General features: G+C 70.3%; 24 protein-coding genes. 14 read left to right on the top strand and 10 right to left on the bottom strand.

Going from position 1 to position 23,187, the window contains the following annotated elements; translation table 11 throughout:
- The first annotated feature begins 3 nt into the window (after nucleotides 1-3).
- Together fabI and IEZ19_RS27875 are read left to right on the top strand one after the other, a co-directional pair.
- The gene (gene fabI / locus IEZ19_RS27880; RefSeq protein WP_189314069.1) at nucleotides 4-771 is read left to right on the top strand and encodes an enoyl-ACP reductase FabI; all 768 of its coding nucleotides are present in this window, start codon (nucleotides 4-6) and stop codon (nucleotides 769-771) included.
- Nucleotides 772-956: 185 nt separating this feature from the next.
- A complete protein-coding gene (locus tag IEZ19_RS27875; protein ID WP_189314068.1) occupies nucleotides 957-1,304 on the top strand; it encodes a hypothetical protein in 348 nt (115 codons plus the stop codon).
- Here the strand turns inward: IEZ19_RS27875 and IEZ19_RS27870 are convergent.
- Complete coding sequence (locus IEZ19_RS27870; protein WP_189314067.1) at nucleotides 1,282-1,974, bottom strand: FadR/GntR family transcriptional regulator; 693 nt, start codon at nucleotides 1,972-1,974, stop codon at nucleotides 1,282-1,284. The two genes, IEZ19_RS27875 and IEZ19_RS27870, sit on opposite strands and share 23 nt — an antisense overlap.
- Before the next feature lie 126 nt (nucleotides 1,975-2,100).
- On the opposite strand from IEZ19_RS27870, the gene IEZ19_RS27865 reads away from it, so the two are divergent.
- The 4 genes from IEZ19_RS27865 to IEZ19_RS27855 all read left to right on the top strand — a co-directional run bounded on the left by IEZ19_RS27865 (nucleotide 2,101) and on the right by IEZ19_RS27855 (nucleotide 4,546).
- Nucleotides 2,101-3,354, top strand: a complete 1,254-nt coding sequence (locus IEZ19_RS27865) for a CynX/NimT family MFS transporter (RefSeq protein WP_373297061.1) — start codon at nucleotides 2,101-2,103, stop codon at nucleotides 3,352-3,354.
- Between the two features lie 89 nt (nucleotides 3,355-3,443).
- Nucleotides 3,444-3,560, top strand: coding sequence for an SGM_5486 family transporter-associated protein (locus IEZ19_RS52660; protein WP_268248677.1), 117 nt, complete (start codon nucleotides 3,444-3,446; stop codon nucleotides 3,558-3,560).
- Between the two features lie 170 nt (nucleotides 3,561-3,730).
- Nucleotides 3,731-3,937 carry a hypothetical protein gene (locus IEZ19_RS27860; RefSeq protein ID WP_189314065.1) on the top strand — a complete coding sequence of 69 codons (207 nt, stop codon included), beginning with the start codon at nucleotides 3,731-3,733 and terminating at the stop codon, nucleotides 3,935-3,937.
- Nucleotides 3,938-4,027: 90 nt separating this feature from the next.
- Nucleotides 4,028-4,546 (top strand): SixA phosphatase family protein, encoded by a 519-nt coding sequence (locus IEZ19_RS27855; RefSeq protein ID WP_189314064.1) that lies wholly within the window; start codon nucleotides 4,028-4,030, stop codon nucleotides 4,544-4,546.
- Nucleotides 4,547-4,643: 97 nt separating this feature from the next.
- Here IEZ19_RS27855 and serB read toward each other — a convergent pair whose 3' ends face one another.
- Nucleotides 4,644-5,852 (bottom strand): phosphoserine phosphatase SerB, encoded by a 1,209-nt coding sequence (gene serB / locus IEZ19_RS27850; protein WP_189314063.1) that lies wholly within the window; start codon nucleotides 5,850-5,852, stop codon nucleotides 4,644-4,646.
- Between the two features lie 318 nt (nucleotides 5,853-6,170).
- Nucleotides 6,171-8,192 carry a streptophobe family protein gene (locus tag IEZ19_RS27845; RefSeq protein WP_189314062.1) on the bottom strand — a complete coding sequence of 674 codons (2,022 nt, stop codon included), beginning with the start codon at nucleotides 8,190-8,192 and terminating at the stop codon, nucleotides 6,171-6,173.
- Nucleotides 8,193-8,419: 227 nt separating this feature from the next.
- Between IEZ19_RS27845 and IEZ19_RS27840 the strand changes: the two genes are divergently transcribed.
- Nucleotides 8,420-10,927 (top strand): ABC transporter ATP-binding protein/permease, encoded by a 2,508-nt coding sequence (locus IEZ19_RS27840; RefSeq protein ID WP_189314061.1) that lies wholly within the window; start codon nucleotides 8,420-8,422, stop codon nucleotides 10,925-10,927.
- 97 nt (nucleotides 10,928-11,024) lie between these two features.
- On the opposite strand, the gene IEZ19_RS27835 is transcribed toward IEZ19_RS27840, so the two are convergent.
- The 3 genes from IEZ19_RS27835 to IEZ19_RS27825 form a co-directional block, all read right to left on the bottom strand.
- The gene (locus IEZ19_RS27835; protein WP_189314060.1) at nucleotides 11,025-11,777 is read right to left on the bottom strand and encodes a transglycosylase SLT domain-containing protein; all 753 of its coding nucleotides are present in this window, start codon (nucleotides 11,775-11,777) and stop codon (nucleotides 11,025-11,027) included.
- A 306-nt stretch (nucleotides 11,778-12,083) separates the two neighbouring features.
- Nucleotides 12,084-13,214, bottom strand: a complete 1,131-nt coding sequence (locus IEZ19_RS27830) for an S-adenosylmethionine:tRNA ribosyltransferase-isomerase (protein ID WP_189314059.1) — start codon at nucleotides 13,212-13,214, stop codon at nucleotides 12,084-12,086.
- Nucleotides 13,211-13,906, bottom strand: a complete 696-nt coding sequence (locus IEZ19_RS27825) for an SDR family NAD(P)-dependent oxidoreductase (RefSeq protein ID WP_189314058.1) — start codon at nucleotides 13,904-13,906, stop codon at nucleotides 13,211-13,213. Before IEZ19_RS27825 ends, IEZ19_RS27830 begins: the two co-directional genes overlap by 4 nt.
- 227 nt (nucleotides 13,907-14,133) lie before the next feature.
- On the opposite strand from IEZ19_RS27825, the gene IEZ19_RS27820 reads away from it, so the two are divergent.
- The 3 genes from IEZ19_RS27820 to IEZ19_RS27810 all read left to right on the top strand — a co-directional run bounded on the left by IEZ19_RS27820 (nucleotide 14,134) and on the right by IEZ19_RS27810 (nucleotide 16,361).
- Nucleotides 14,134-15,312, top strand: coding sequence for a GAF domain-containing sensor histidine kinase (locus tag IEZ19_RS27820; RefSeq protein WP_189314057.1), 1,179 nt, complete (start codon nucleotides 14,134-14,136; stop codon nucleotides 15,310-15,312).
- Entirely contained in the window at nucleotides 15,305-15,946 is a 642-nt protein-coding gene (locus IEZ19_RS27815) for a response regulator (RefSeq protein WP_189314056.1), read from the top strand. Before IEZ19_RS27820 ends, IEZ19_RS27815 begins: the two co-directional genes overlap by 8 nt.
- 169 nt (nucleotides 15,947-16,115) lie before the next feature.
- Entirely contained in the window at nucleotides 16,116-16,361 is a 246-nt protein-coding gene (locus IEZ19_RS27810) for a chaplin (protein WP_189314055.1), read from the top strand.
- 239 nt (nucleotides 16,362-16,600) lie between these two features.
- Here IEZ19_RS27810 and IEZ19_RS27805 read toward each other — a convergent pair whose 3' ends face one another.
- Nucleotides 16,601-17,389 carry an Rv1486c family protein gene (locus IEZ19_RS27805; protein WP_189314054.1) on the bottom strand — a complete coding sequence of 263 codons (789 nt, stop codon included), beginning with the start codon at nucleotides 17,387-17,389 and terminating at the stop codon, nucleotides 16,601-16,603.
- A gap of 151 nt (nucleotides 17,390-17,540) precedes the next feature.
- On the opposite strand from IEZ19_RS27805, the gene IEZ19_RS27800 reads away from it, so the two are divergent.
- The 3 genes from IEZ19_RS27800 (at nucleotide 17,541) to IEZ19_RS27790 (ending at nucleotide 19,902) form a co-directional block, all read left to right on the top strand.
- Nucleotides 17,541-18,338 (top strand): ABC transporter ATP-binding protein, encoded by a 798-nt coding sequence (locus IEZ19_RS27800; protein WP_189314053.1) that lies wholly within the window; start codon nucleotides 17,541-17,543, stop codon nucleotides 18,336-18,338.
- 50 nt (nucleotides 18,339-18,388) lie between these two features.
- The gene (locus IEZ19_RS27795; protein WP_189314052.1) at nucleotides 18,389-18,820 is read left to right on the top strand and encodes an NfeD family protein; all 432 of its coding nucleotides are present in this window, start codon (nucleotides 18,389-18,391) and stop codon (nucleotides 18,818-18,820) included.
- 131 nt (nucleotides 18,821-18,951) lie between these two features.
- Nucleotides 18,952-19,902 carry an SPFH domain-containing protein gene (locus IEZ19_RS27790; protein ID WP_189314051.1) on the top strand — a complete coding sequence of 317 codons (951 nt, stop codon included), beginning with the start codon at nucleotides 18,952-18,954 and terminating at the stop codon, nucleotides 19,900-19,902.
- 132 nt (nucleotides 19,903-20,034) lie between these two features.
- Here IEZ19_RS27790 and IEZ19_RS27785 read toward each other — a convergent pair whose 3' ends face one another.
- The 3 genes from IEZ19_RS27785 to IEZ19_RS27775 all read right to left on the bottom strand — a co-directional run bounded on the left by IEZ19_RS27785 (nucleotide 20,035) and on the right by IEZ19_RS27775 (nucleotide 22,069).
- A complete protein-coding gene (locus tag IEZ19_RS27785; RefSeq protein ID WP_189314050.1) occupies nucleotides 20,035-20,541 on the bottom strand; it encodes an HNH endonuclease in 507 nt (168 codons plus the stop codon).
- 165 nt (nucleotides 20,542-20,706) lie between these two features.
- Nucleotides 20,707-21,246: a YbhB/YbcL family Raf kinase inhibitor-like protein gene (locus IEZ19_RS27780; protein ID WP_189314049.1), complete on the bottom strand. Its 540-nt coding sequence runs from the start codon at nucleotides 21,244-21,246 to the stop codon at nucleotides 20,707-20,709.
- A 40-nt stretch (nucleotides 21,247-21,286) separates the two neighbouring features.
- Nucleotides 21,287-22,069, bottom strand: a complete 783-nt coding sequence (locus IEZ19_RS27775; RefSeq protein WP_189314048.1) for a sporulation protein — start codon at nucleotides 22,067-22,069, stop codon at nucleotides 21,287-21,289.
- A 149-nt stretch (nucleotides 22,070-22,218) separates the two neighbouring features.
- Between IEZ19_RS27775 and IEZ19_RS27770 the strand changes: the two genes are divergently transcribed.
- Complete coding sequence (locus tag IEZ19_RS27770) at nucleotides 22,219-22,860, top strand: DNA-3-methyladenine glycosylase (protein ID WP_189314047.1); 642 nt, start codon at nucleotides 22,219-22,221, stop codon at nucleotides 22,858-22,860.
- The last annotated feature ends 327 nt before the right edge of the window (nucleotides 22,861-23,187 follow it).

The following is a 23,187-nucleotide window of genomic DNA, read 5'->3' as shown; positions in this document are numbered from 1 at the left end:
ACCATGAGCGGAATTCTCGAGGGCAAGCGCGTCCTGATCACCGGTGTGCTGATGGAGTCCTCCATCGCCTTCCACACCGCCAAGCTGGCCCAGGAGCAGGGCGCGGAGATCATCCTGACCGCGTTCCCGCGGCCCACGCTGACCGAGCGCATCGCCAAGAAGCTTCCCAAGCCCACCAAGGTCATCGAGCTCGACGTGACCAACGACGAGCACCTCGGCCGCCTCGCCGACGTCGTCGGTGAGGAGCTGGGCGGGCTCGACGGCGTCGTGCACTCCATCGGCTTCGCGCCGCAGGACGCGCTCGGCGGCAACTTCCTCAACACGCCGTTCGAGTCGGTCTCCACGGCCATGCACGTCTCGGCGTTCTCCCTGAAGTCGCTGACGATGGCCTGTCTGCCCCTGATGCAGAACGGCGGCTCCGTCGTCGGCCTCACCTTCGACGCGCAGTACGCCTGGCCGCAGTACGACTGGATGGGCCCCGCCAAGGCCGCCCTGGAGGCGACCAACCGCTACATGGCGCGCGACCTGGGCAAGCAGAACATCCGCTGCAACCTCATCTCCGCGGGCCCGATCGGCTCCATGGCCGCCAAGTCCATCCCGGGCTTCGCGGAGCTGGCGTCCGTGTGGGACACCCGCGCCCCCCTGGAGTGGGACCTGAAGGACCCGGAGCCGGCCGGCCGCGGTGTGGTCGCCCTGCTGAGCGACTGGTTCCCGAAGACCACCGGCGAGATCGTCCACGTGGACGGCGGCCTGCACGCCATCGGCGCCTGATCGCCGCCCTCAGAGGCAGCACCGGCTCACGAGGCCCGTACCCCTCCCGGGTACGGGCCTCACCCCTGTCCCGGGTCACCCGTTCGGCTCACCAGCCGGGCGCGGACGTGCGACAACAGCGCACTCTTTTGAGTACGAGTCCATCTCGTGAATGCCCTCCCCAGCACGGCCGAGGAGGTCCCCTTGTGCGTCTGTCCCACAGCCTGGCCTCGGCGACCGTGGCCGTCGCCCTCGTGCTGTCCCTGCCGTACGAGGCGATGCCCCACACGCGCGTGAGGAACGAGGGAGCGGCGCCACACCTCTTCGGAGCGGAGTGCCGTACGACCGTCCACGGCTCGCACGTCATGGCCTACTGCCACAACCCGTACGTCGACGTCGACCGCGTGAGCCTGCACATCGAGTGCGACAGCTGGTGGGACCTGGACACCGACACCGACCCCGTCGACGCCGGGCCCGCGATGACCGTACGGCTCACCGGCCGGTGCTGGGAGGACGTCCGCTCTGTGTGGGTCAGCCACCAGAGGGCCGGCTGAACCGGCCGGGACGGCACAGGAACGGGTAGCTCGCGGCCTCCGTCGCGGCCGCCTCCGCGTCGCCCGCGCGGATCGCGTCGACCAGCCGCGCGTGGTCCATGTGCGTCTCGGGCGTCATGACGTCGCCGACGTCCGCGCGCAACCAGTCCCGCAGCACCTCGCCCAGGTCGGCGTGCATCGCGGTCATGACGTCGTTGTGGGATGCGGCCACCACCGCCAGATGGAACGTCGCGTCCGCGGTCACGAAGACCTCCGCGTCCCCCGAGTCCCACGCCTCCTCGCGCCGCAGCAGCAGAGTGTCCAGCTGCTTCAGGTCCTTCTCGGTACGCCGCTCGGCGGCCAGCCTCGCCGCGCCCGCCTCCAGTGTGGAGCGCAGCTCGGCGATGTGCTGAGGGTCCGTCCCGGCGAAGCGGCGGTGCATCACGCCCGCCAGCTCGCTGGTCGCCGCGACGTATGTGCCAGATCCCTGTCGGATGTCGAGCAGACCGTTGTGCGCGAGCGCGCGGACGGCCTCACGGACCGTGTTGCGCGCGACCCCGAGCTGCTCCACCAGCTCGGGCTCGGTAGGGATGCGCGAGCCGACCGGCCACTCGCCCGAGGTGATCTGGTTCCGCAGCTCGGCGATGACCTGCTCGGACAGAGCCGAACGACGAGGGTGGCTCAGGACCATGTCACACCTTCCCACGCGGGGGCCGGAAGTCCGCACCCGGAGGATGGGGGTCAATCATCCCATGATTCTATGATGGTCGGCATGGCGAGCGAGAACACCCGGACGACATCCACGGCCGAAGGCGCTATGGCGCATGCCGACGGCCCCCCGACCCGCGTCGCGTCGCCCACGCGCGAGTGGGCGACGCGACTGGTCGTCGTCGGCATCATGCTCTCCGCGCTGAACCTCCGCCCCGCCATCACCAGCCTCGGCGCGCTGCTCGAAGAGGTCCGTGACGGACTCGGCATGAGCGGCAGCGTGGCCGGGCTCCTCACCTCGGTGCCCCCGCTGTGCTTCGCCGTCTTCGGAGTCATGGCACCCCGTCTCGCCCGCCGCTTCGGACCGGCCGCCGTGGTGGGCGCGGGCATGGTCGCCATCACCGCCGGCCTGCTGATACGGCCGTACACCGGATCCACGGCCGGATTCCTGGCCGCCAGCGCACTCGCCCTCATGGGCATCGCGGTCAGCAACGTCCTGATGCCGGTCATCGTCAAGCGCTGGTTCCCGGACCGGGTCGGCTCCATGACCGGCCTGTACTCGATGGCCCTCGCCCTGGGCACCTCGGCCGCCGCCGCGGTGACCGTGCCCATCACCGAGGCGCTGGGCGGCAGTTGGCGCTCCGGGCTCGCCGTGTGGGCGGCGCTCGCCGCCGCGGCCGTACTGCCGTGGCTGCCGCTCGTACGGGACCGGGGCGACCGGGGTACGGCCCCTGTTCCGAAATCGGCGCGGGAGGCGGAGGAGCGGTCGCAGGCCCCGCTGCGGATCACCCGGAGCCGTACGGCCTGGGCGCTCGCGGTGTTCTTCGGACTCCAGGCCACCGCCGCCTACATCACGATGGGCTGGATGGCGCAGATCTTCCGGGACGCGGGCGTCGCCGCGAGCACGGCAGGGCTGCTCCTCGCCGTCACCATGGTGATGGGCGTACCGCTCGCCTTCGTCATTCCGCGCCTGGCCACCCGGCTGCCGCACCAGGGACCGATCGTGCTGGTCCTGGGCGTCTGCGGCCTGGCCGGCTACGCGGGCCTGTACTTCGCCCCGGCGGGCGGCGCCTGGGCCTGGGCCCTGCTGCTCGGCGTCTCCAACTGTGCCTTCCCGCTGGCCCTCACCATGGTCGGCATGCGGGCCAGGACCGGCGCGGGCGTCGCCCAGCTCTCCGCCTTCGCGCAGAGCACCGGCTATCTGATCTCCATCCCGGGACCGCTGCTGGTCGGCGTGCTCTACCAGCAGAGCGGTGGCTGGGGCCTGCCGATCGCCCTGATGGCCGCGCTGATGATCCCGCAGATGGCGGTGGGCGTGCTGGCGGGCCGCGACCGGACGGTGGAGGAGGAGGCCGGAGGCTGACGGGACGACGGGGTGCGAGTCGCCCGGAGCGACCCGGTGCGGGGCGCCCCGGTCGATACGGTCCGGGCGAAGGGTGCGAGACTGGCCCCATGCCAGTGCTCGATCCGAACCCCCAGCACAGCCAGAAGAAGATGCTGCTCGTCTTCGGCTCGTTCTTCGCCATCTTCGTGGTCATCGCCGTCATCGCGACGATCGTGTCCCCCTGAGCACGGCCCCCGGCGGCCGATGGTGGGGCTAGCCCCCCATCCCCTAGGGGGTGTGTGTCAGGGTCAAGTGGGTGGATCACCGGATGGGTTGACGGCGCCGGATTCCGTAACTTCGAGATGTGGCCGCAAGAGGGGGGTCACGGACCACTCGGAGACCAGCGGAGGCGATCATGTCGGCCCCTACGCACACCCGGACCCACCCGGCAACCCGGGGCGGCGTCGACTTCCGGCTGCCCTGGTGGGCCCTCGCTCTGCCGGCGCTCGCCTTCGTCTCTCTGCTGATGCTGATACTGAACCCGTCCGACGCCCAGGCGGCCACGGGCGATCCGGCCATCAGCCACCTGTTCGAGCGCCTCCAGCAGTGGCTCGCACACTGAGCGCACACCGGTGCACAGCCCTCCGCGAGCGGTAAATCCGCATGTCAACTCCCTGCGCCCCATGGCCTGTTTCATGCGAAGCTGGGACGCATGAGCGTCGCAGAACCCCGCAAGATCATCCTCTTCCGGCATGCGAAAGCCGACTGGCCACAGGTGACCGACCATGAGCGGCCACTCGCTGAGCGGGGCCGCATGGACTCCGCGGTCGCCGGACGCAAGCTGGCCGACAGCGGCATTCCCTTCGATCTGGCCCTGTGCTCCACCGCGATCCGGACCCGCGAGACCTGGAAGCTCGCCGTGCATGAACTCCCGCACAGGCCGAAAACCGTCTACGAGGAGCGGATCTACGAGGCCTCGCCCGGTGAGCTGATCGCCGTGCTCAACGAGGTCCCTGACGACGCACAGAACGTGGTCCTGATCGGCCACAATCCGGGGGTGCACGGCCTGGCCGGCATCCTCGCCGGCACGGACGAGGACGACAGCCGCGACCGGATGAACCTCCGCGGCTTTCCGGCCGCGGCCTTCGCCGTCCTGACCTTCACGGGCTCCTGGAAGGCCGTGGAACCTGGCGTGGGCACCCTGGTGGACTACTGGGAGCCGGAAGACTGACCGGCCCCGATCCCGTACGACTCCAGGCCCCGCCGTCCCGGGACCGTGACGTCACGGGACGGCGGCCGCCCTCTGCCCCCCGAGGGCCCCGAGCGGCTCAGTCCTCGTCGTGCATGTCCGCCGCCTCGACCTCTTCGCGGGTGACGCCCAGCAGATACAGGACGGTGTCCAGGAAGGGGAAGTTCACCGCCGTGTGCGCGGCCTGGCGGACGACCGGCTTGGCGTTGAAGGCGACGCCCAGCCCGGCCGCGTTCAGCATGTCCAGGTCGTTGGCGCCGTCGCCGATCGCCACGGTCTGGGACAGGGGGACGCCCGCCTCGGCGGCGAACCGGCGCAGCAGCCGGGCCTTGCCCGCCCGGTCCACGATCTCGCCTGTGACCCGGCCCGTCAGCTTTCCGTCGACGATCTCGAGGGTGTTGGCCTGGGCGAAGTCCAGTCCGAGGCGCTCCTTCAGATCGTCCGTGACCTGGGTGAACCCGCCCGAGACGACGCCGACTTGATAGCCGAGCCGCTTCAGCGTGCGGATCAGGGTCCGTGCGCCCGGCGTCAGACGCACCTCGCCGCGCACCTTCTGTACGACGGAGGCGTCCAGTCCCTTCAGCAGCGCCACGCGCGCGTGCAGCGACTGCTCGAAGTCGAGCTCGCCGCGCATCGCGGCCGCCGTCACCTCGGCGACCTGGTCCTCGCAGCCCGCGTGCGCCGCGAAGAGTTCGATCACCTCGTCCTGGATCAGGGTGGAGTCCACGTCCATGACCACCAGGCGCTGGGCCCGCCGGTGCAGGCCCGCCGCCACCACCGCGATGTCCACGCCGAGCGCCGAGGCGTCGGACACCAGGGCGGTGCGCAGCGGCTCGGTCTCCACGCCGGACACCGCGAACTCCACTGCCGTCACGGGGTACTTGGCGAGCCGGAAGATACGGTCGATGTTGCCGCCGACCTTGGCGATCCGGGTGGCGACGGCGGCCGTCGACTCTGCGGTGAGGGGGTGGCCGAGGACCGTCACCAGGGAACGTCCCAGACCGCGCGGGCGGTTGTCGCCGCGCCCGGAGATGATCTCCGCCTGCATCTTCACCGACTCGGCCCAGCTGTGCACGGTGGCCCGCAGATCGCCCTCCACTCCGGCGGGCGGCTGGGTCACGAGCGCGCAGAGCACCAGACGGCCGCGTGTGACGACCTGCTCGATGTCGACCACGTCGACGTAGTACGCGGCAAGGGTGTCGAAGAGGCCGGCCGTGATGCCAGGGCGGTCCTTGCCGAAGATCTTGACGAGGAGGGTGGGGACCTCGGAGGTCTGCGAAGCGCTCATGGTGTCTCCACCGTATCCGGCGCCCCCTGCTCTCCGCCCGTGCGGTCCGTCTGGCGGACACGGAACATTGGATGTCGGCCCGGTGTCGACGGCCTTACTTCTGAGCCACACCCCGCCGGACGCCCCGACCGCGCGTCCCCACACCACACTCCTGCCCACGCCCAGTTCACCCGACGGCCCCACCTGCTCCTCCGACCTTCGGCACGGCAGGCCCCCTACGCCGTGCCTGTGACAGGCCGCAACCCCCGCACCGTCGGCTTCCCCGGCTTCTCTGATCTTCCACGCCGCACGGTTCCCCCCGGCGTACGAGTACATGGCTCAGCCCCGCCCCTCCGGCCTCCCCGGCGGAGGCGGTGGCGGCGGGGGAGGGGGTCCGTCGTCGGAGGGGTCGAGCCGGTCGCGTGCTCCCCGTCCGGGAGAGCGGGGCGGCGGGGCGATGGGCCTGGCCACGGTCGGGGCGCCGTGGACATCGGTCGCCGGTGGCGGTTCGCCGGACGGCGATGCCTCCTCCGGGGCCGGGGTGTTGTCGTAGGGCGGGCGGGGTCGAGGGGTTCCGGGGCCGTCGTACGGCCTCTCCGTGCCCCGGCTGCCTCCCCGGATCCGCCCGCCGCCTCCCGTCGCCGGTCCGCTGCCACCTGCCGTCGGCCCTCGGCCACCCGCAACCGGCCGGCCGCCTTCCGCCGTCGGCCCGCCACCACTCGCCTCCGGGCCGCCGCCCGGGGTCCGCAACTCATCCGGCAGTCGCAGATAAGGATTCGTCCCGGGATTCGGCGGCCGGTACGGCGTGCCCGGCGAGTACGGCCCCGGCTGCCTGGTGCTCACTGCGTCGCCGTAACTGCCGTGGTCGCTGTGACCGCCGTAGTCCTTGTCGACGTACCCGCGTGACGCGACCGTCTCACCCACGCCCCGTGCCAGCGGTGCCGCCCGCCATCCCGCGGAGCCGCTGACCCACGCCAGCAACGCCCCGGCGGCCCCCGCGCCCGCACCCCACGCGGCCCCCAGCAGCAGTGCCATACCCAGGTGGCCGTGCAGTTCGATGCCCGCACCGAACGCGTCGAAGCCCAGGACGGACAGCGACGCGTCCACGGAGACGTCCGTCAGCCAGGCGAGCAGGGGCAGCGTCAGGGCGGTCGCGATCCCGAGCCGGAGTGCGCAGCGCGCCGCGAAGCCGAGGGCGCCCATGTCCCCGCCACCCTTCGCGCCCCCGGGTGTACGGCCCACCACATGCCCGCCACCCCCCACCACCGGCGTTCGGACCGCCGTCAGCACCCCCGCCAGCAGCATCGTCACCGCCGCGGCCACCGCCAGCAGCCACACCCGTCCGTCCAGTTCGGCCAGGCGGCTCAGGGTCACCGGTTCGTCGGCCCGTGCGCTCAGCAGCCTGTCCAGGGGATCCGGCAGCAGCGTGGCCAGTGCGCCCGTGGCCTTGCCGTCCCATGGCACGAACAGGCCGATGGGGAGGCCAAGCCATACCCCGTTCGGCGCCCCGAGCAGAGCCGCGCCCGCGATCCGCTTCGGATGGTCGTCGCCGATCGCCGCGTACGCAGCCGCCGCGAGCCCGGCGACCACCGCCACGAGCAGCACTGTGACCAGCGCCGAGACCGCCGGCCGTACGACCCGGTGCACCGCTTCCCAGCCGCGCGGCAGCGGCGTACGGCGGGAGGCGAGCAGGGCGATCAGCAGGATGCCCGTGGACCAGCCGAGGCCGCCGAGGAGGGTGGGCGCGGTGTCCACGGTGAAGCCGACCGCCGCCTTCGCGCCGACGAGGTCGCCGATCCGGTCGGGCAGCAGCCCGCCGACGTTCCCGAGGTCGCCCAGCCCCGGAATACCGGCCCCGCCGCCCGGCAGCTTGTCCTCGAGACCCAGCGAGCCGCCGTCGATCGTGATGACGTCGTGCCCGGCCCAGGCCAGCCCGCCGAGCGTCGCGACGAACAGGACGACCACCGCGCCCGCGCGCGCGAGGAGTTCGGCGGGCGCAATCACAACTCCGGCCGCGCGCAGGGACCGTAGGAAGAACCACGACAGCAGCAGGGCCCCGACCAGACTCACACCCAGTGGCGTGATCTCGATGGCCGTGTGCGCCTCGGCGCCCTTGAGACCGAACGCGGACACATCGCCCGACGGGGAGACCGAACCACCTGCCCCCAGGGCCACAACTGCCGCTGTCATCGGGCCCAGTGAGCCCGCCGAGTCCGCCTGGAGCAGGTGCAGGCCGAGCGCGGCCGTGCCCGCCATCCCGATCAACGCCCAGCTCACCGCCGCGATCGCGGACAACAGCACGTCCGCCCACGGCAGTCGCCCACCCTGCCTCGCGGTCCCGATGTCCGTCGCAGCACTCATGGCAGACCCCCCGATCCACGGCGCGGCCGACGGCCGCGCATGTCCCCCTCGCGAGGGATTACCACTCTCCGGTCAGGTTTCAACCCCGTCAACGGGGCGAGTTGAAGCGCTGGTGCAGGCTCGTGACAAGGTCCGACTTTCGGTCAAGGGGCGGAGCCTGGAATAGTTCCCCACGATGTTCGACATCCCTAGACTCCCTGCGATGGGGGCAACTCGGGGGACAAATCATGGGGCATGGAGTGCCGGAACTCGTACTGGAATCAAACGGACGGACCTGGACGCTCGACCCGTCCAGGCCTTACACCCTGGGACGCGACCCGCAGGGTGACATCGTGTTCGACGACGCCAGGGTGTCCTGGCGTCACGCGACGGTCAGCTTCAACGGCCGCAGTTGGGTCATCGAGGACCACGGCAGCACGAACGGCACGTTCGTACAGGGCCAGCGGATTCACCAGATGGAGATCGGCCCCGGCTCGGACCTGCACCTCGGCAATGCGACCGACGGCCCGCGCCTGAACCTGGCCGGTGCCGCCGTCGTCGCGCAGCCCCAGCAACAGCCGTACGCCGCCCAGGGCGCGGGGGCCGGCTGGGCGCAGCAGGCACCGCAGCAGCAGGCCCCGCAGGCCGGCTGGCAGCAGCCGCAGCAGGGGGCGCCGTCGATCCCGCAGCAGCAGGGACCCGGTGGGGGCGCGGGGGCGCCGCCGGCCTACGGTGACCGCAGCCCGACCACGTTCCACCAGTTCTCGCTGGACCGAGTGATGCGTATCGGCCGTGCGCTGGAGAACGACCTGGTCGTCTCCGACCTCCAGGTCTCCCGCAACCACGCCGAGTTCCACGCGATGCCGGACGGCCGGATGGAGATCCGCGACCTCGGCTCCCACAACGGCACGTACGTCAACGGCCAGCCGATCACCAAGGGCGGCTCCCAGCTGCTGGGCCCGAACGACATCGTCGGTGTCGGCCACTCGACGTTCCGTATCGTCGGCGACCGGCTCGAGGAGTTCGTCGACACCGGTGAGGTCTCCTTCTCCGCGCGCCATCTGACCGTCACGGTCGACGGCGGCAAGCAGATCCTCAAGGACGTCTCCTTCGGCGTCCCGGAGAAGTCGCTGATCGCGGTCATCGGGCCGTCCGGCTCCGGCAAGTCGACCCTGCTGAAGGCGCTCACGGGGTACCGGCCCGCCAACCAGGGCGAGGTCCTCTACGACAACCGGAACCTGTACAAGCAGTTCGCCGAGCTGCGTCAGCGCATCGGGCTGGTCCCGCAGGACGACATCCTGCACAAGGAGCTGACCGTCAAGAAGGCCCTCAAGTACGCGGCCAAGCTGCGCTTCCCCGCCGACACCACGGCCGAGGAGCGCGAGGCCCGCATCGACGAGGTGCTGCGCGAGCTGAAGCTGGACATCCACAAGGAGAAGAAGGTCACCTCCCTCTCCGGCGGCCAGCGCAAGCGTGTCTCGGTGGCCCTGGAGCTGCTCACCAAGCCGTCGCTGATCTTCCTGGACGAGCCGACCTCCGGTCTCGACCCGGGCATGGACCGCGACGTCATGCAGTTGCTGCGGGGCCTCGCCGACGACGGCCGCACGGTCCTCGTCGTCACCCACTCCGTGGCCGAGCTGGCGATCTGCGACAAGCTCCTGGTGATGGCGCCGGGCGGTGCGGTCGCCTACTTCGGCCCGCCGGAGGAGGCGCTGAACTTCTTCGGCTACGACACCTGGGCCGATGTCTTCTCCGCCTTCGAGAACTACCGCGACTACGACTGGGCGGGCCGCTGGAAGGGCTCGCAGCACTACCAGATGTACGCCGCGGACATCGACGCCGTGGCCCCGCAGTCCGTACAGATGCCGCCGCTGCAGGCGATCAGACCGCCGAAGCCGCAGGGCTGGATGTCGCAGTTCGGCACGCTGGTGCGCCGCTATGTCTCGGTCATCGCGTCGGACCGCGGCTTCCTCGCCCTGATGGTGATCCTGCCGGCCGTGCTCGGCGCGGTGAGCCTGCTCATCGATGCCGACAAGGGCCTGCTGCCCAACCCGCCCAGCCCGCAGAGCGGCCGGATCATCCCCAACGGCACGGCCACCACGGTGCTGCTGATCCTCGCGGTCGGGGCGTGTTTCGCCGGTGCCGCGAACTCCGTCCGTGAGCTGATCAAGGAACGGGTCATCTACGAGCGGGAGCGTGCGACCGGCCTGTCCCGTTCGGCGTATCTCATGTCCAAGGTGTTCGTGCTCGGCATGATCACCGTGTTCCAGGGCCTGCTGGTCGGTGTGATCGGCTTCTCCAGCCGGGAGATCCCGGAGAAGGGCCTGGTGTTCGGCAGCGCGACGATGGTCGAGCTGTCGGTGCCGATCATGGCGCTGGGCTTCACCTCGATGATGTTCGGCCTGATCATCTCCTCGCTGGTGAAGACGGCCGAGAAGACCATGCCGCTGCTGGTCATGTTCGCGATCATCCAGGTCGTGTTCACGGGCTGTCTGTTCACCCTGAACGGCGCGGTCGGCGTCAACCAGTTCTCGTATCTGATGCCGTCCCGCTGGGCCGTCGCGGCCGCGGGCGCCACGTTGGACTTCAACAAGATCAGCCCGCCCAGCGACGGCGGCAGCACCGACTCGCTGTGGGAGCACACCGTCGGCGCCTGGAGCATGGACATGGCCGCTCTGATCGCCCTCGGTGTGATCTGCGGCTTCTTCGTGGCGCGCTTCCTGCGCCGGCACGAGCCCGAGGTCATGCGCAAGTAGCGGTTCCCGTACGGCGCGGTTCCCGTACGCAAGTGAAGGGCGGCGCCCCTGACGGGGTGCCGCCCTTCGGCGCTCACGACTGAGGTCCGCGCCTACCTCAGTACGCGCTGTTGACGTTGTCGATCGAGCCGTACCGGTCGGCCGCGTAGTTGGCGGCGGCGGTGATGTTGGCGACCGGGTCGTAGATGTTCCAGGACGTGCCCGCGACGTGGTAGGCCTTGAAGGTCGGCGGGATGACCTGCAGCAGGCCCTTGGACGGGATGCCGTTGATGGCGTTGATGTCCCAGTTGTTGATCGCCATCGGGTTGCCCGAGGACTCACGCATGATGTTCTTGTGCAGCCCGTGGTAGCTGCCCGGGATGCCCTTGCTCTTCATGATGTCCAGGGCCTCGCGGATCCAGCCGTCCAGGTTGTTCGCGTAGGTCTTGGCCGCGACCTGCTGGATCTGGGGGCGCTCGGCGGCACGGCTGGCGGCCAGCTTCACGGCGCGCGCCTGGACGGCCTTCTTGACGGCGGCCTCGGCAACTGCCTTCTGCTTCGCGACGACGGCGGCCTCGGCCTTTGCGGCAGTGGCGGCCTGAGCCTGCTTCTGCGCGGCAATGGCCTCGATCTTCACACTTTCGGTCGCGAGCTGATCGGTGACCGCTGCCTTGACGTTCTTGATCTGCTGCGTGCTGTAGGCCACGTGCGCAGTGGTCGCGGGGGCTGCGGTGGTGACCGTCTCCGCGCTGCTGGGCACTGCGGAGGCGGCGATGGCGGCGGCACCGAGGGTGCAGACGCCGGCGATCCCGATCTTGTGCTGCTTGGTCAGCGTTCGACCGTGACCACGAGTGATGATGTTCTTGGGCATGGCAGATGGACCTCTTCGAATAGCGCGGAGGTCGCTCTTACGTCCGGCGGGCGATTCGGTTCCGGCCCGCACGAACGCCGCGGGACCAAACCCGCGGCGCCGAGCGACGTGAGCCATTCTTAGCGGCCGCAAAATGCCATGGCAAAGATGTGACGTACGAAGCCGGGTAGTGGATCAGGTAGGGGCAAATCCGGACAGACTAGAACGTCTGTCCCGTTCGGGATGCCCCCTCTGTCTCCTATGTCCGTTCGTACGTGATGTGGGCCCTATGTGCGGGCTCACATCGGAGGCGCAGCATTCTCACTTCTAGTTGCTGGCGCAATGCTCTGTGTGAGGGGCTTCCGACGGGAGGAGGAGATGCACGTCCCCGAACTCGTGCCACAGGTAGAGCCCGCGCACCGCCTCGTCGTAACCGCGGTCGACCGTGGCACGCCCCGCGACCGCCTCCAGCATCAGCAGATGCGACGCCTCGGGCTCGTGCAGCCCGGTCAGCAGCCCGTCCACGACCCGCACTCCGCGCTCTGGCGTGACCACCAGATCCGTCCACCCACCCGCCGTGCGCACCACGCCGTCGGGCCCTGCCGCCGACTCGAGGGCCCGTACGGCGGTCGTACCGACGGCGATCACCCGGCCACCCGCCCGTCTCCCACCACGACCCTTCCAAGGAAGCGCTTCGCGCCTTGCTTTTTCGGCCTTCACGGCATTGACGAGCCGAGCCGAAGCCGCAGGCACCACAAATCGCTCCGGATACGGCGGCTCGTGCGCCTCTGCCGAGGCCACCCCCGTGTGCAGCGTGACCGGCGCGAACTGCACACCCCGGCTCACCAGCTCCGCCACCATCCGCGCCGTGAAGGGCCGTGCGGCACTCGGCATCTCGGCACTGCCGGCCCCGTCGGCCGACGGCAGCGCGAACACCGTCTGGTAGGCCGACAGCGGCTGGTCGCGCTCCGTATAGGAGTAACGGATCGGCCGCCCGTACTCCCGCAGCAGCCCGGCCACCCCCGCCCCCGACACCCGCGCCCACCACAGCCGCCAGCCCCGCGGGGTCAGCGGCTCCTCCAGAGCCAGCCGTACGCCGCCGGGCAGGCGCACTTCTGTTCCCGCACGCGCCCCCGCACGCGGGCGCGTGGTTCCACGGCCGTCCGGATCCCGCAGCTCGACCGCCCACCGACCGTCGTCCCCGCGCACGGAGAAGTGCACCACCACGCGCGCGTGCCCGATCAGACCGTCCGCCGCCGCCGCCAGCGTCGGCGACGTGTTCACGACCAGCAGATCACCGGCCTCCAACAGCCGCGGCAGCTGGGCGAACGTGTGGTGCGTCACCTCGGTCCCGCGCGACACCAGCAGCCGTACGGCGTCCCGGCCGAGCCCCGGCCCACGCTGCTCGGCCGGCACCCGCGCCGACAACTCCCCCGGAACCCGCAGAGAGGTCCTCACCTGCCCTCCAGCAGGCACGGCGCCCCGTAGCGACCGCTCGCCGGACGCTCGTCCAGCAGACACAGGAAGGCCGGCACGACAGAGGCGGGTGCGGGCCGTGCACCATCGTCGTCCGGTACGGCCGCCGTATAGAGGTCTGTCGCCATGTCCCCGGGATCCACCGCCCACACCCGCAGACCCGGCTCCTCCTCGCCCAGCACCGCCGCCAGCTGGTCCAGGGCCGCCTTCGACGCCCCGTAGCCGCCCCACGTCTCGTACGGTTCGGCGGCCGCGTCCGAACTGACCGCGATCACGGTGCCCGCCGCCGACTCCCGTAGCAGCGGCAGCGCTTCCTGGACCAGGCCCAGTGCGGCCACCGCGTTCACCTCAAGGGCTCGCCGCAGCCCCTCGAGCGGCAGCTCCTCGAGCCGGACCAGCGGCTCGGCACCCAGCGCGCTCGCATTGCTCACCAGCAGATCGACACCGCCCAGACCGCGCGCGGCGGCCACAAGATCGCGGCGGTGCCCGGCGTCCGTGACGTCCCCGGGCACCGCCTCCACACGCGTGCCGTGCGCCGCTACGGCCGCCGCCGCCTCGCTGAGCGTCCTCGAGCTCCGGGCGTCGAGCGCCAGATCCCAGCCGCGCGCGGCCAGCGCCTCGGCGAGCGCCCGCCCCAGCCCCTTCGAGGCCCCCGTGATGATCGCTACCGGCATGACAACCGTCCCCTCGGTCTCACCCGCCTCCGACCAGCGGTCCCCCCAACCTAGGAAGGGCACCGCCCCGGCCGCCTCGGACGCGGGCCGCAATACGGCGGGGCCCTTCGGCCTACGTCGCCGGTCCGGGCCCCCGGACCTAGGCCACCCGCCCTACGCCCACCGGACCGGACCCGGCCGTCACAGGTCCGATCCGTGCTGTCGGACCCCGCCGGTACCGTGAAGTCATGAGTCAAGGCCCCCGGTCCGGCCTCGCCGCGGTGAGTTCCGCGCTGCTGGCCATGAGCAGACACCTCGAGGTGCGCGACGTCCTCAAGACGATCGTCGCCTCGGCCCGTGAGCTGCTCGACGCGCAGTACGCCGCACTGGGCGTGCCGGACGACCACGGCGGCTTCGCGCAGTTCGTGGTGGACGGCGTCAGCGACGCCCAGTGGAAGGCCATCGGCCCGCTCCCGCGCCAGCACGGCATCCTCGCCGCGATGTTGCACGAGTCCAGGCCGGAGCGTCTCGCCGACGTGCGCAAGGACCCCCGCTTCGAGGGCTGGCCGGCCGCTCACCCCGAGATGTCCGACTTCCTGGGCCTGCCCATCCGCGACGGCGACGAGATCCTCGGCGCACTGTTCCTCGCCAACAAGCTGCGTCCTGTGGTGGGCCGGCCGCCACACCCGCCGAGTCCGGAACCAGAGGGAACGTGCGGCTTCACCGAGGAGGACGAGGAACTCCTCGGAATCCTCGCCCAGCACGCCGCCATCGCCCTCACCAACGCCCGCCTCTACGAGCGCAGCCGTGAGCTGACCATCGCCGAGGAACGCTCCCGGCTGGCCCACGAACTGCACGACGCGGTCAGCCAGAAGCTGTTCTCCCTGCGCCTGACGGCTCAGGCGGCGGCCCGGCTCGTCGACCGTGACCCTTCCCGCGCCAAGGGAGAGCTCCAGCAGGTGGCCGCGCTCGCCGCCGAGGCCGCGGACGAACTGCGCGCCGCCGTCGTCGAGTTGCGCCCCGCCGCCCTCGACGAGGACGGGCTCGTCGCCACCCTGCGCACCCAGATCCAGGTCCTCGACCGTGCCCACAACGCGCGCGTGACCTTCACCTGCAACAGCTTCCGCGCCCTGCCCCCCGCCCAGGAGTCGGCTGTACTGAGGGTCGCCCAGGAGGCCCTGCACAACGCGCTGCGGCACTCGGGGGCGGAGCACGTCGACGTGGCCCTGACCCGCCGCGGCTGCGGAGCCGTCCTGCGGGTGACCGACGACGGCAGCGGCTTCGACCCGCACTCCGTCCGCCGCGCGGGACGTCATCTGGGCCTCGTCTCCATGCGGGATCGGGCGAGCGGCGTCGGCGGCAGGCTGACAGTGGAATCGGAGCCCGGGAAGGGCACGACGATCGAGTTGGAGGTCCCCGGTGGCTGACGCAATCAGGGTGCTGCTCGTCGACGACCACCAGGTCGTCCGCCGGGGCCTGCGCACCTTCCTCGAAGTACAGGACGACATCGAGGTGGTGGGCGAGGCCGCCGACGGTGCCGAGGGCGTCGCCCGCGCCGAGGAACTGCGGCCCGACGTCGTCCTCATGGACGTCAGGATGCCGGTCATGGACGGCGTCGACGCGCTGCGCAGACTCCGCGAACTCGACAACCCCGCGCGCGTACTGATCGTCACCAGCTTCACCGAGCAGCGCACCGTCGTGCCGGCCCTGCGCGCGGGCGCCGCCGGATACGTCTACAAGGACGTGGACCCCGACGCGCTCGCCGGCGCCATCCGCTCCGTGCACGCCGGGCACATCCTGCTCCAGCCGGAGGTGGCCGGCGCCCTGCTCTCCCAGGAGGAGGCCAACGCGGGCCAGGGCAGGGGCGGTTCGCTCACCGAGCGGGAGCGCGAGGTGCTCGGCCTGATCGCGGACGGCCGCTCCAACCGCGAGATCGCCCGCGCCCTGGTCCTGTCGGAGAAGACGGTCAAGACACACGTCTCGAACATCCTCATGAAACTCGACCTCGCCGACCGCACCCAGGCCGCCCTGTGGGCCGTACGCCATGGCGTGACCGGCTGAAACGCCCTCCGCACCGCCTCACGGACGGCAACCCGGAGCGTCGCCCTGCGGGCTGAGATTCATACCGTCGTGGGAATGTCACCCGGATGGCGCATCCTCCGTGGATCTCCACCGTTCTCCAGTGCGTGCTGCGGCGAGTGCCGCGGCGAACGCCAAGGAGGGCTCAGAAGTGAAGAACCTGAAGAAGGCAGCGGCCGTGACGATGGTGGCCGGTGGCCTGCTGGCCGCCGGTGCGGGGATGGCCTCCGCCACGGACGGCGCGCACGCCGCCGGCGCCGCCGAGGGGTCTCCGGGAGTCGTCTCCGGCAACGTCGTCCAGGTCCCGGTGCACGTTCCGGTGAACTCCGTCGGCAACACCGTGAACGTCATCGGTGTCCTCAACCCCGCCTTCGGCAACCTCGGCCTCAACCACTGAGGTTCCGCCGCTCGGCGAACACGACCTCCGGCCTTCCGGGAGCACCCGGGAGGCCGTCGGCATGCCGCCCGAACAACCTGAACCACCCCGCGGGGGCGCCTCCTCGACCGCGGCCGGCATCAATCCGCCCGTCCGGCGTTCGAGGACGAGGCCGTTCAGGCCGAAGCGGGGGTCTGGTAGCGGCAGCCCCCGGGAGCGCCCACACCAACGCCCCCGGCCAGAACGGCACCCCTCACCCCTCACCCCACTCCCCGCTCCCGCTCCTCCACAACGGAGTTGTACGCCGCGACGAGCGCCCGCCGAGCCGTCCGCTCCACCGGCCGCAACGCGGCCCCCCGCGCTGCCATCTCCGACGCGCTCACCGCACCACCGTGCCCGTTCTCCGTCGCCAGCGAGACCAGCAGCCCCACCCGCTGAGCGAGCTCGAGGACGCGCACCGCCCGCGGCGGATACCCCGGCGCCAGTACCTCCCGCCCGCGCTCGGCCCGCGCCCGGTACGCGTCGATCGCCGCCTCCGCCACCGGGCCCGACCCGGCGACGTCCAGCCGCGACAGCACGTCCGTCGCCTCGCGCAACGCCTCCGCCAACTCCCGCTCGGCCTCGCTCAGCGACGGGACATCGGCCGGTGGCGCCTCCCGCACCGGCAGACAGTGCCAGACCACCTCGACATGCACATCACCGTCGGGCCCGGCCTCGTACACCTCCGGCACCAGCCCGAACGCGGCGCCGTAACAGATCACCGCCTCCTCGGCGTCCAGTGCCCGCGCGTTGAACTCCGGCGGTCCGCTCAGCCCCAGCGGATGCCCCGGCGCGGGCAGCGCCACCCGCAGGCCGGTCACCCCCAGCGTGCGCAGCCGCCCGAGCGCCAGTGTGAGCCCGACCGGCGCCGACTCACCCGGCAGCCCCTCCAGCCGGTGCACCGCGTCGTCGCCGACGATGGCGTGCACGGTGTCGTCCGGAGAGGCAAGTCCGGCCAAAAGGGCATTTCCCCAAGCGGCGAGGCGTCCTGAACGTGGTTCCGAGAGCATGCCCCCACCCTAAGGACCAGACCGATGGAATGGACCGCGGTACTGGTGGCGTAGATTTCATCGGGGCTGCGCCCACCGGCGCGGCGCTCCGACCACAGGTGAACGCGACAGCGCCGAGACCGGCCACACTGCAAGGGGAGACAACGCGCTCATGAGCGATGTTCTGGAGCTTCAGGACGTATCCGTGGTCCGCGAGGGCCGGGCTCTGGTGGACCAGGTCTCCTGGTCGGTCAAGGAGGGTGAGCGCTGGGTCATCCTCGGTCCCAACGGCGCCGGCAAGACCACGCTCCTGAACGTGGCCTCCAGCTACCTGTACCCGAGCAAGGGCACCGCCACCATCCTCGGCGAGACCCTGGGCAAGCCCGGCACCGATGTGTTCGAACTGCGCCCGCGCATCGGTGTGGCCGGAATCGCCCTCGCCGAGAAGCTCCCCAAGCGCCAGACCGTCTTCGAGACCGTCCTCACGGCCGCGTACGGCATGACCGCGCACTGGCAGGAGGACTACGAGGCCGTCGACGAGGAGCGCGCCCGCGCCTTCCTCGACCGCCTCGGCATGAGCGACTACCTGGACCGGAAGTTCGGCACCCTCTCCGAGGGCGAGCGCAAGCGCACCCTCATCGCCCGCGCCCTGATGACCGACCCCGAGCTGCTCCTCCTCGACGAGCCCGCCGCCGGCCTCGACCTCGGCGGCCGAGAGGACCTCGTACGCCGCCTCGGCCGGCTCGCCCGCGACCCGATCGCCCCCTCCATGATCATGGTCACCCACCACGTGGAGGAGATCGCCCCCGGCTTCACCCACGTCCTCATGATCCGGCAGGGCAGGGTTCTCGCCGCCGGTCCCCTGGAGCTCGAGCTCACCTCCCGCAACCTCTCCCGCTGCTTCGGCCTCCCGCTCGTCGTCGAGCAGGTCGGCGAACGCTGGACCGCCCAGGGCCTGCCCCTGTCCTGACCCCGTACGCGCCCTGTCCGCGGCACGATCCGCGGCCCTACCATGACCATGTGAACGACATCGACGCATGGGTGTGGTGGCTCGTCGGCGCCGTAGCGCTCGGAATCCCGCTCGTGGTGACCGCGATGCCGGAGTTCGGCATGTTCGCGGTCGGCGCGGTGGCCGCCGCGGGCGTCGCGGGCCTCGGCTTCGACGTCGTGGTCCAGGTACTCACGTTCGTCGTCGTCTCGGTCGCCCTCATCGCCGTCGTACGGCCCATCGCGGCCCGGCACAGCGCACAACGCCCCCAACTCGCCACGGGCGTGGACGCGTTGAAGGGCAGACAGGCCGTCGTCCTGGAGCGCGTCGACGGCAAGGGCGGGCGCATCAAGCTCGCCGGAGAGATCTGGTCCGCGCGCGCACTCGACGCCGGCCGCTCCTACGAAGCGGGTGAGGAAGTCGACGTCGTGGACATCGAGGGGGCCACCGCGATCGTGTTGTGACCTCGCACGACTCAACTGGCCGGAACACCCCACGAGTTGCACGAGCGTCTGTCAGACTCGACCAGCAAGATCTTCAACAGACACAAGTTTCTGCCGAAAGCGCGCGGCGGAGAGGGGTACGGGGAGCGACGATGGAACCGATCATCATCGTCTTGATCATCCTGGTGGTGTTGGTCTTCATCGCCCTGATCAAGACAATCCAGGTCATCCCACAGGCCAGCGCCGCCATCGTGGAGCGCTTCGGCCGCTACACGCGGACGCTCAACGCGGGACTCAACATCGTCGTCCCGTTCATCGACACCATCCGCAACCGCATCGACCTGCGCGAACAGGTCGTCCCGTTCCCGCCCCAGCCGGTGATCACCCAGGACAACCTGGTGGTCAACATCGACACCGTCATCTACTACCAGGTGACGGACGCGCGCGCGGCCACGTACGAGGTCGCCAGCTACATCCAGGCGATCGAGCAGCTGACGGTCACCACGCTCCGCAACATCATCGGCGGCATGGACCTGGAGCGCACGCTCACCTCCCGTGAGGAGATCAACGCGGCCCTGCGCGGTGTCCTCGACGAGGCCACCGGCAAGTGGGGCATCCGCGTCAACCGCGTCGAGCTGAAGGCCATCGAACCGCCCACCTCCATCCAGGACTCGATGGAGAAGCAGATGCGCGCCGACCGTGACAAGCGCGCCGCCATCCTCACCGCGGAAGGTACGCGCCAGGCCGCCATCCTCACCGCCGAAGGTGAGAAGCAGTCCCAGATCCTGCGCGCCGAAGGTGAGGCCAAGGCCGCCGCTCTGCGTGCCGAGGGCGAGGCCCAGGCCGTCCGTACGGTCTTCGAGGCCATCCACGCCGGCGACCCGGACCAGAAGCTCCTCTCCTACCAGTACCTCCAGATGCTCCCGAAGATCGCCGAGGGCGATGCCAACAAACTCTGGATCGTCCCCAGCGAAATCGGCGACGCCCTGAAGGGCCTTTCCGGCGCGATGGGCAACTTCGGCCCCCTCGCAGGAGGTTCGGGCGGCAACGGTTCAACGCCCCCCGCGGGAACGGAACGCAGGGAAAAGCCCCAGATCGACTGAGGGCGCCATGAAAACATGCGGTCACCCGCGCCCCGTCAGGGGCGCGGGGCTGTGTCCATATGCGGCTCCGCCGCGTGGGCGCGACAGACCGACCGGCGGCCGACGAAGAACTCGAGGCCCTACGGCGAACAGTCAGGCAGCTTCCCGAGCCAACCAGTCAGGCAGCGCGGCAAGCTCCTCGGTCCCCAGTGACAGCAACATCGCATCGGCGGGCGAAGGCTCGAACGGCTGCCGAAGCAACGGCATACCCGCCTGCTCAGGCGTCCTGTCGGCCTTCCGGTGATTGTCCTCCGCACACGACGCCACCGTGTTCAGCCACGAGTCCGTACCACCCTGCGCCCGCGGCACCACGTGGTCCACGGTCGTCGCCCGCCTCCCGCAGTACGCGCACCTGTGCCGGTCGCGCACCAGCACACCCCGCCTCGACCACGGCGCTCGTCTTCGGAACGGCACCCGTACGTATCGGCACAGCCTGATCACCCGGGGCGCGGGTATGTCCACATCGGCACCCCGCATACGCAGCTCGGGGTGGGCCTGCTCGACGACGGCCTTGTCCTGGAGGACCAGAACAACGGCTCGGTTCAGCGTCACCGTCGACAGCGGCTCGAAGCTCGCGTTCAGAACCAGCGTGTCACGCATCCAGCCCACCTCCCGTGTGCGGCCGCCCACCCCCCGGCAGGCTGGGATCAACTCTGGACGGGCGCGCCGAGATGGACAACGCAATAAAAAATGCCCGCCTCCGATCACTTCCAAGACCAGAGGCGGGCAAACGTTCAATGAACGCTCGACTGCGCGAATACCGTGTCAGTCCTCGGCGGGATTCTCGTACTCACCGATGAGCTGGGCGCGCGCGATCGCGTGGAACCGCAGATTGAAGCCGACGACGGCGGGAGAGGCGTCGGAATCCGGACCGAGCTTCTCCTGGTCCACCGCGTACACCGTGAACACGTACCGGTGCGGGCCGTCACCGGGCGGCGGGGCGGCACCGCCGAAGTCCTTCGTCCCATAGTCGTTGCGCGCCTGTACGGCACCCTCGGGCAGCCCTTCGAACTTGCCGTTGCCCGCACCCGCCGGCAGCTCGGTCACCGAGGCCGGAATGTCGAACACGACCCAGTGCCAGAACCCACTGCCCGTCGGGGCGTCCGGGTCGTAGCAGGTCACGGCGAAGCTCTTGGTCTCGGGCGGGAAGCCGTCCCACCGCAGCTGCGGCGAGGTGTTGCCGGCCGCGTGGACCTGAGCGTCCTGGAGCGTGGCCCCCTCCTCGATGTCCTCGCTCGTCACCGTGAACGACGGGACGGGCGGGTGGAAGTCATGGGGGAGCGGCCGCCGCTTGAGCTCGGTCACCTCGGTACCTCCTGATCGGATGGTTCGGTAGACCTTGAGCCTAGAACCAGTTGCGCCGGCTGCCGACCTCGGACAGCCACTGGTTGAGGTATGCCGCCCAATCGGTCCCGTGGTAGTCGTGCAGACCCACCTGGAACGACCGGAAGGTGTCGCTGCCCTCGCTGAACAGGCCCGGTTTCTTGTCCATTTCCAGGACGACGTCCATGGCGTGCCCGTCGGCCACGAAGCTCAGCTCGACCTGGTTCAGCCCGCGGTACTGCGACGGCGGGAAGAACTCGATCTCCTGGTAGAACGGCAGTTGCTGCCGGGTGTTGCGGATGTGCCCCCGCTCCATGTCGGCGTTCTTGAAGCGGAAGCCCAGCTGGATGAACGCGTCCAGGATCGCCTTCTGGGCCGGCAGCGGGTGCACGTTGATCGGGTCGAGGTCACCGGAGTCGATGGCGCGGGCGATCTCCAGCTCGGTCGTCACACCGATGTGCATCCCGCGCAGCGCCTGTCCGTCGATCGTCGTGATCGGCGTCTCCCAGGGGATCTCGAGCCCGAACGGCACCGCGTGCACGGCTCCGGCCTGCAGCTGGAAGGCGCCACCGAGCCGCACCTTGGTGAACTCGATGTTCTGCTTGTACTCCTCGTCGCCGCTCTCCACCTCGACCCGCGCCTGCAGGCCCACGGACAGCCCCTCGATGTCCTGGTTCACGGACCCGCCCTGGATCCTCACCTCACCCTGGACGACGCCACCCGGAACGACGTTGACCTCGGTGAGCACCGTCTCCACCGAAGCCCCGCCGGCCCCCAGACTCGCGAGCAGCCTCTTGAACGCCATGACACTCCCTATCTATGGACCTCTGCGTGCGGACCCTTGATCCCTACAAACGCGCTCCGCGCGCGACCGGTTCCGCGCCACACCCTGGCAATGGGGGGAACCCTTGGCCAGCCCTTGGCACACACCCGACTGGACTACGCTCGTACGCCATGATCGCGCCCCCGGACCGTACGCCACTCCCCAGGGAGTTCTTCGACCGCCCCGTCCTGGAGGTGGCCCCCGACCTCCTCGGCCGCATCCTCGTGCGGTCGACCCCGGACGGCCCGATCGCGGTGCGCCTCACGGAGGTGGAGGCGTACGACGGTCCGAACGACCCCGGCTCGCACGCCTATCGCGGTCGCACACCCCGCAACGACGTGATGTTCGGTCCCCCCGGACACGTGTACGTGTACTTCACCTACGGCATGTGGTTCTGCATGAACCTCGTCTGCGGTCCCGACGGCACGGCGAGCGCCGTCCTGCTGCGTGCCGGTGAGGTCGTCGAGGGCGCCGAGCTCGCACGTAAACGTCGACTTTCAGCCCGAAATGACAAGGAACTGGCCAAAGGGCCGGCACGTCTGGCCACGGCGCTGGACGTGGGCCGGGCCCTTGACGGCACGGACGCGTGTGCCGCCGGCGAGACGCCGCTGAAGATGCTGACGGGCACTCCGATCGCCCGCGACCAGGTACGCAACGGTCCACGCACGGGAGTCTCGGGCGACGGAGGCGTCCACCCCTGGCGCTTCTGGATCGCCAACGACCCGACGGTGAGCCCTTACAGGGCCCACGCACCCAGGCGCCGCTCAAGTTGACGCGTCCCCGGAAGGTGCGTAATGTAGCCCAAGCCGCTGAACCGGGTACGGCAATCGCCAGCAGCCGGAGCGGCCACCCACTACCCACGACTTCCCCTTGCTGGGGTCGCATTTTGGTGTGCTCGCATGCCTGAATTCGAACCCGCGGAACTCGATTATGAGAACCCGAGGGAATCGGCTAACGTAGTGAATGTCGAAAGGCCGACGGACGAAAGCCCGCAAAGCCTTGAGGCAAATCCCGCCGACCGGGAATCGGATCCGAAAGGGTCTGATAGAGTCGGAAACACCGAAGGGAAGCGCCCGGAGGAAAGCCCGAGAGGGTGAGTA

It is taken from the genome of Streptomyces brasiliensis, assembly GCF_014647875.1.
Classification (GTDB): domain Bacteria; phylum Actinomycetota; class Actinomycetes; order Streptomycetales; family Streptomycetaceae; genus Streptomyces; species Streptomyces brasiliensis.
This window is presented reverse-complemented; position numbering and strand designations above follow the sequence as displayed.

Excerpts from the sequence above, each read along its gene's own strand:
- fabI (WP_189314069.1), top strand. The coding sequence starts at position 4 with ATGAGCGGAATTCTCGAGGGCAAGCGCGTCCTGATCACCGGTGTGCTG.
- IEZ19_RS27870 (WP_189314067.1), bottom strand. The coding sequence starts at position 1,974 with ATGGTCCTGAGCCACCCTCGTCGTTCGGCTCTGTCCGAGCAGGTCATC.
- IEZ19_RS27865 (WP_373297061.1), top strand. The coding sequence starts at position 2,101 with ATGGCGCATGCCGACGGCCCCCCGACCCGCGTCGCGTCGCCCACGCGC.
- IEZ19_RS52660 (WP_268248677.1), top strand. The coding sequence starts at position 3,444 with ATGCCAGTGCTCGATCCGAACCCCCAGCACAGCCAGAAGAAGATGCTG.
- IEZ19_RS27860 (WP_189314065.1), top strand. The coding sequence starts at position 3,731 with ATGTCGGCCCCTACGCACACCCGGACCCACCCGGCAACCCGGGGCGGC.
- IEZ19_RS27855 (WP_189314064.1), top strand. The coding sequence starts at position 4,028 with ATGAGCGTCGCAGAACCCCGCAAGATCATCCTCTTCCGGCATGCGAAA.
- serB (WP_189314063.1), bottom strand. The coding sequence starts at position 5,852 with ATGAGCGCTTCGCAGACCTCCGAGGTCCCCACCCTCCTCGTCAAGATC.
- IEZ19_RS27845 (WP_189314062.1), bottom strand. The coding sequence starts at position 8,192 with ATGAGTGCTGCGACGGACATCGGGACCGCGAGGCAGGGTGGGCGACTG.
- IEZ19_RS27840 (WP_189314061.1), top strand. The coding sequence starts at position 8,420 with ATGGGGCATGGAGTGCCGGAACTCGTACTGGAATCAAACGGACGGACC.
- IEZ19_RS27835 (WP_189314060.1), bottom strand. The coding sequence starts at position 11,777 with ATGCCCAAGAACATCATCACTCGTGGTCACGGTCGAACGCTGACCAAG.
- IEZ19_RS27825 (WP_189314058.1), bottom strand. The coding sequence starts at position 13,906 with ATGCCGGTAGCGATCATCACGGGGGCCTCGAAGGGGCTGGGGCGGGCG.
- IEZ19_RS27820 (WP_189314057.1), top strand. The coding sequence starts at position 14,134 with ATGAGTCAAGGCCCCCGGTCCGGCCTCGCCGCGGTGAGTTCCGCGCTG.
- IEZ19_RS27805 (WP_189314054.1), bottom strand. The coding sequence starts at position 17,389 with ATGCTCTCGGAACCACGTTCAGGACGCCTCGCCGCTTGGGGAAATGCC.
- IEZ19_RS27800 (WP_189314053.1), top strand. The coding sequence starts at position 17,541 with ATGAGCGATGTTCTGGAGCTTCAGGACGTATCCGTGGTCCGCGAGGGC.
- IEZ19_RS27790 (WP_189314051.1), top strand. The coding sequence starts at position 18,952 with ATGGAACCGATCATCATCGTCTTGATCATCCTGGTGGTGTTGGTCTTC.
- IEZ19_RS27785 (WP_189314050.1), bottom strand. The coding sequence starts at position 20,541 with ATGCGTGACACGCTGGTTCTGAACGCGAGCTTCGAGCCGCTGTCGACG.
- IEZ19_RS27775 (WP_189314048.1), bottom strand. The coding sequence starts at position 22,069 with ATGGCGTTCAAGAGGCTGCTCGCGAGTCTGGGGGCCGGCGGGGCTTCG.
- IEZ19_RS27770 (WP_189314047.1), top strand. The coding sequence starts at position 22,219 with ATGATCGCGCCCCCGGACCGTACGCCACTCCCCAGGGAGTTCTTCGAC.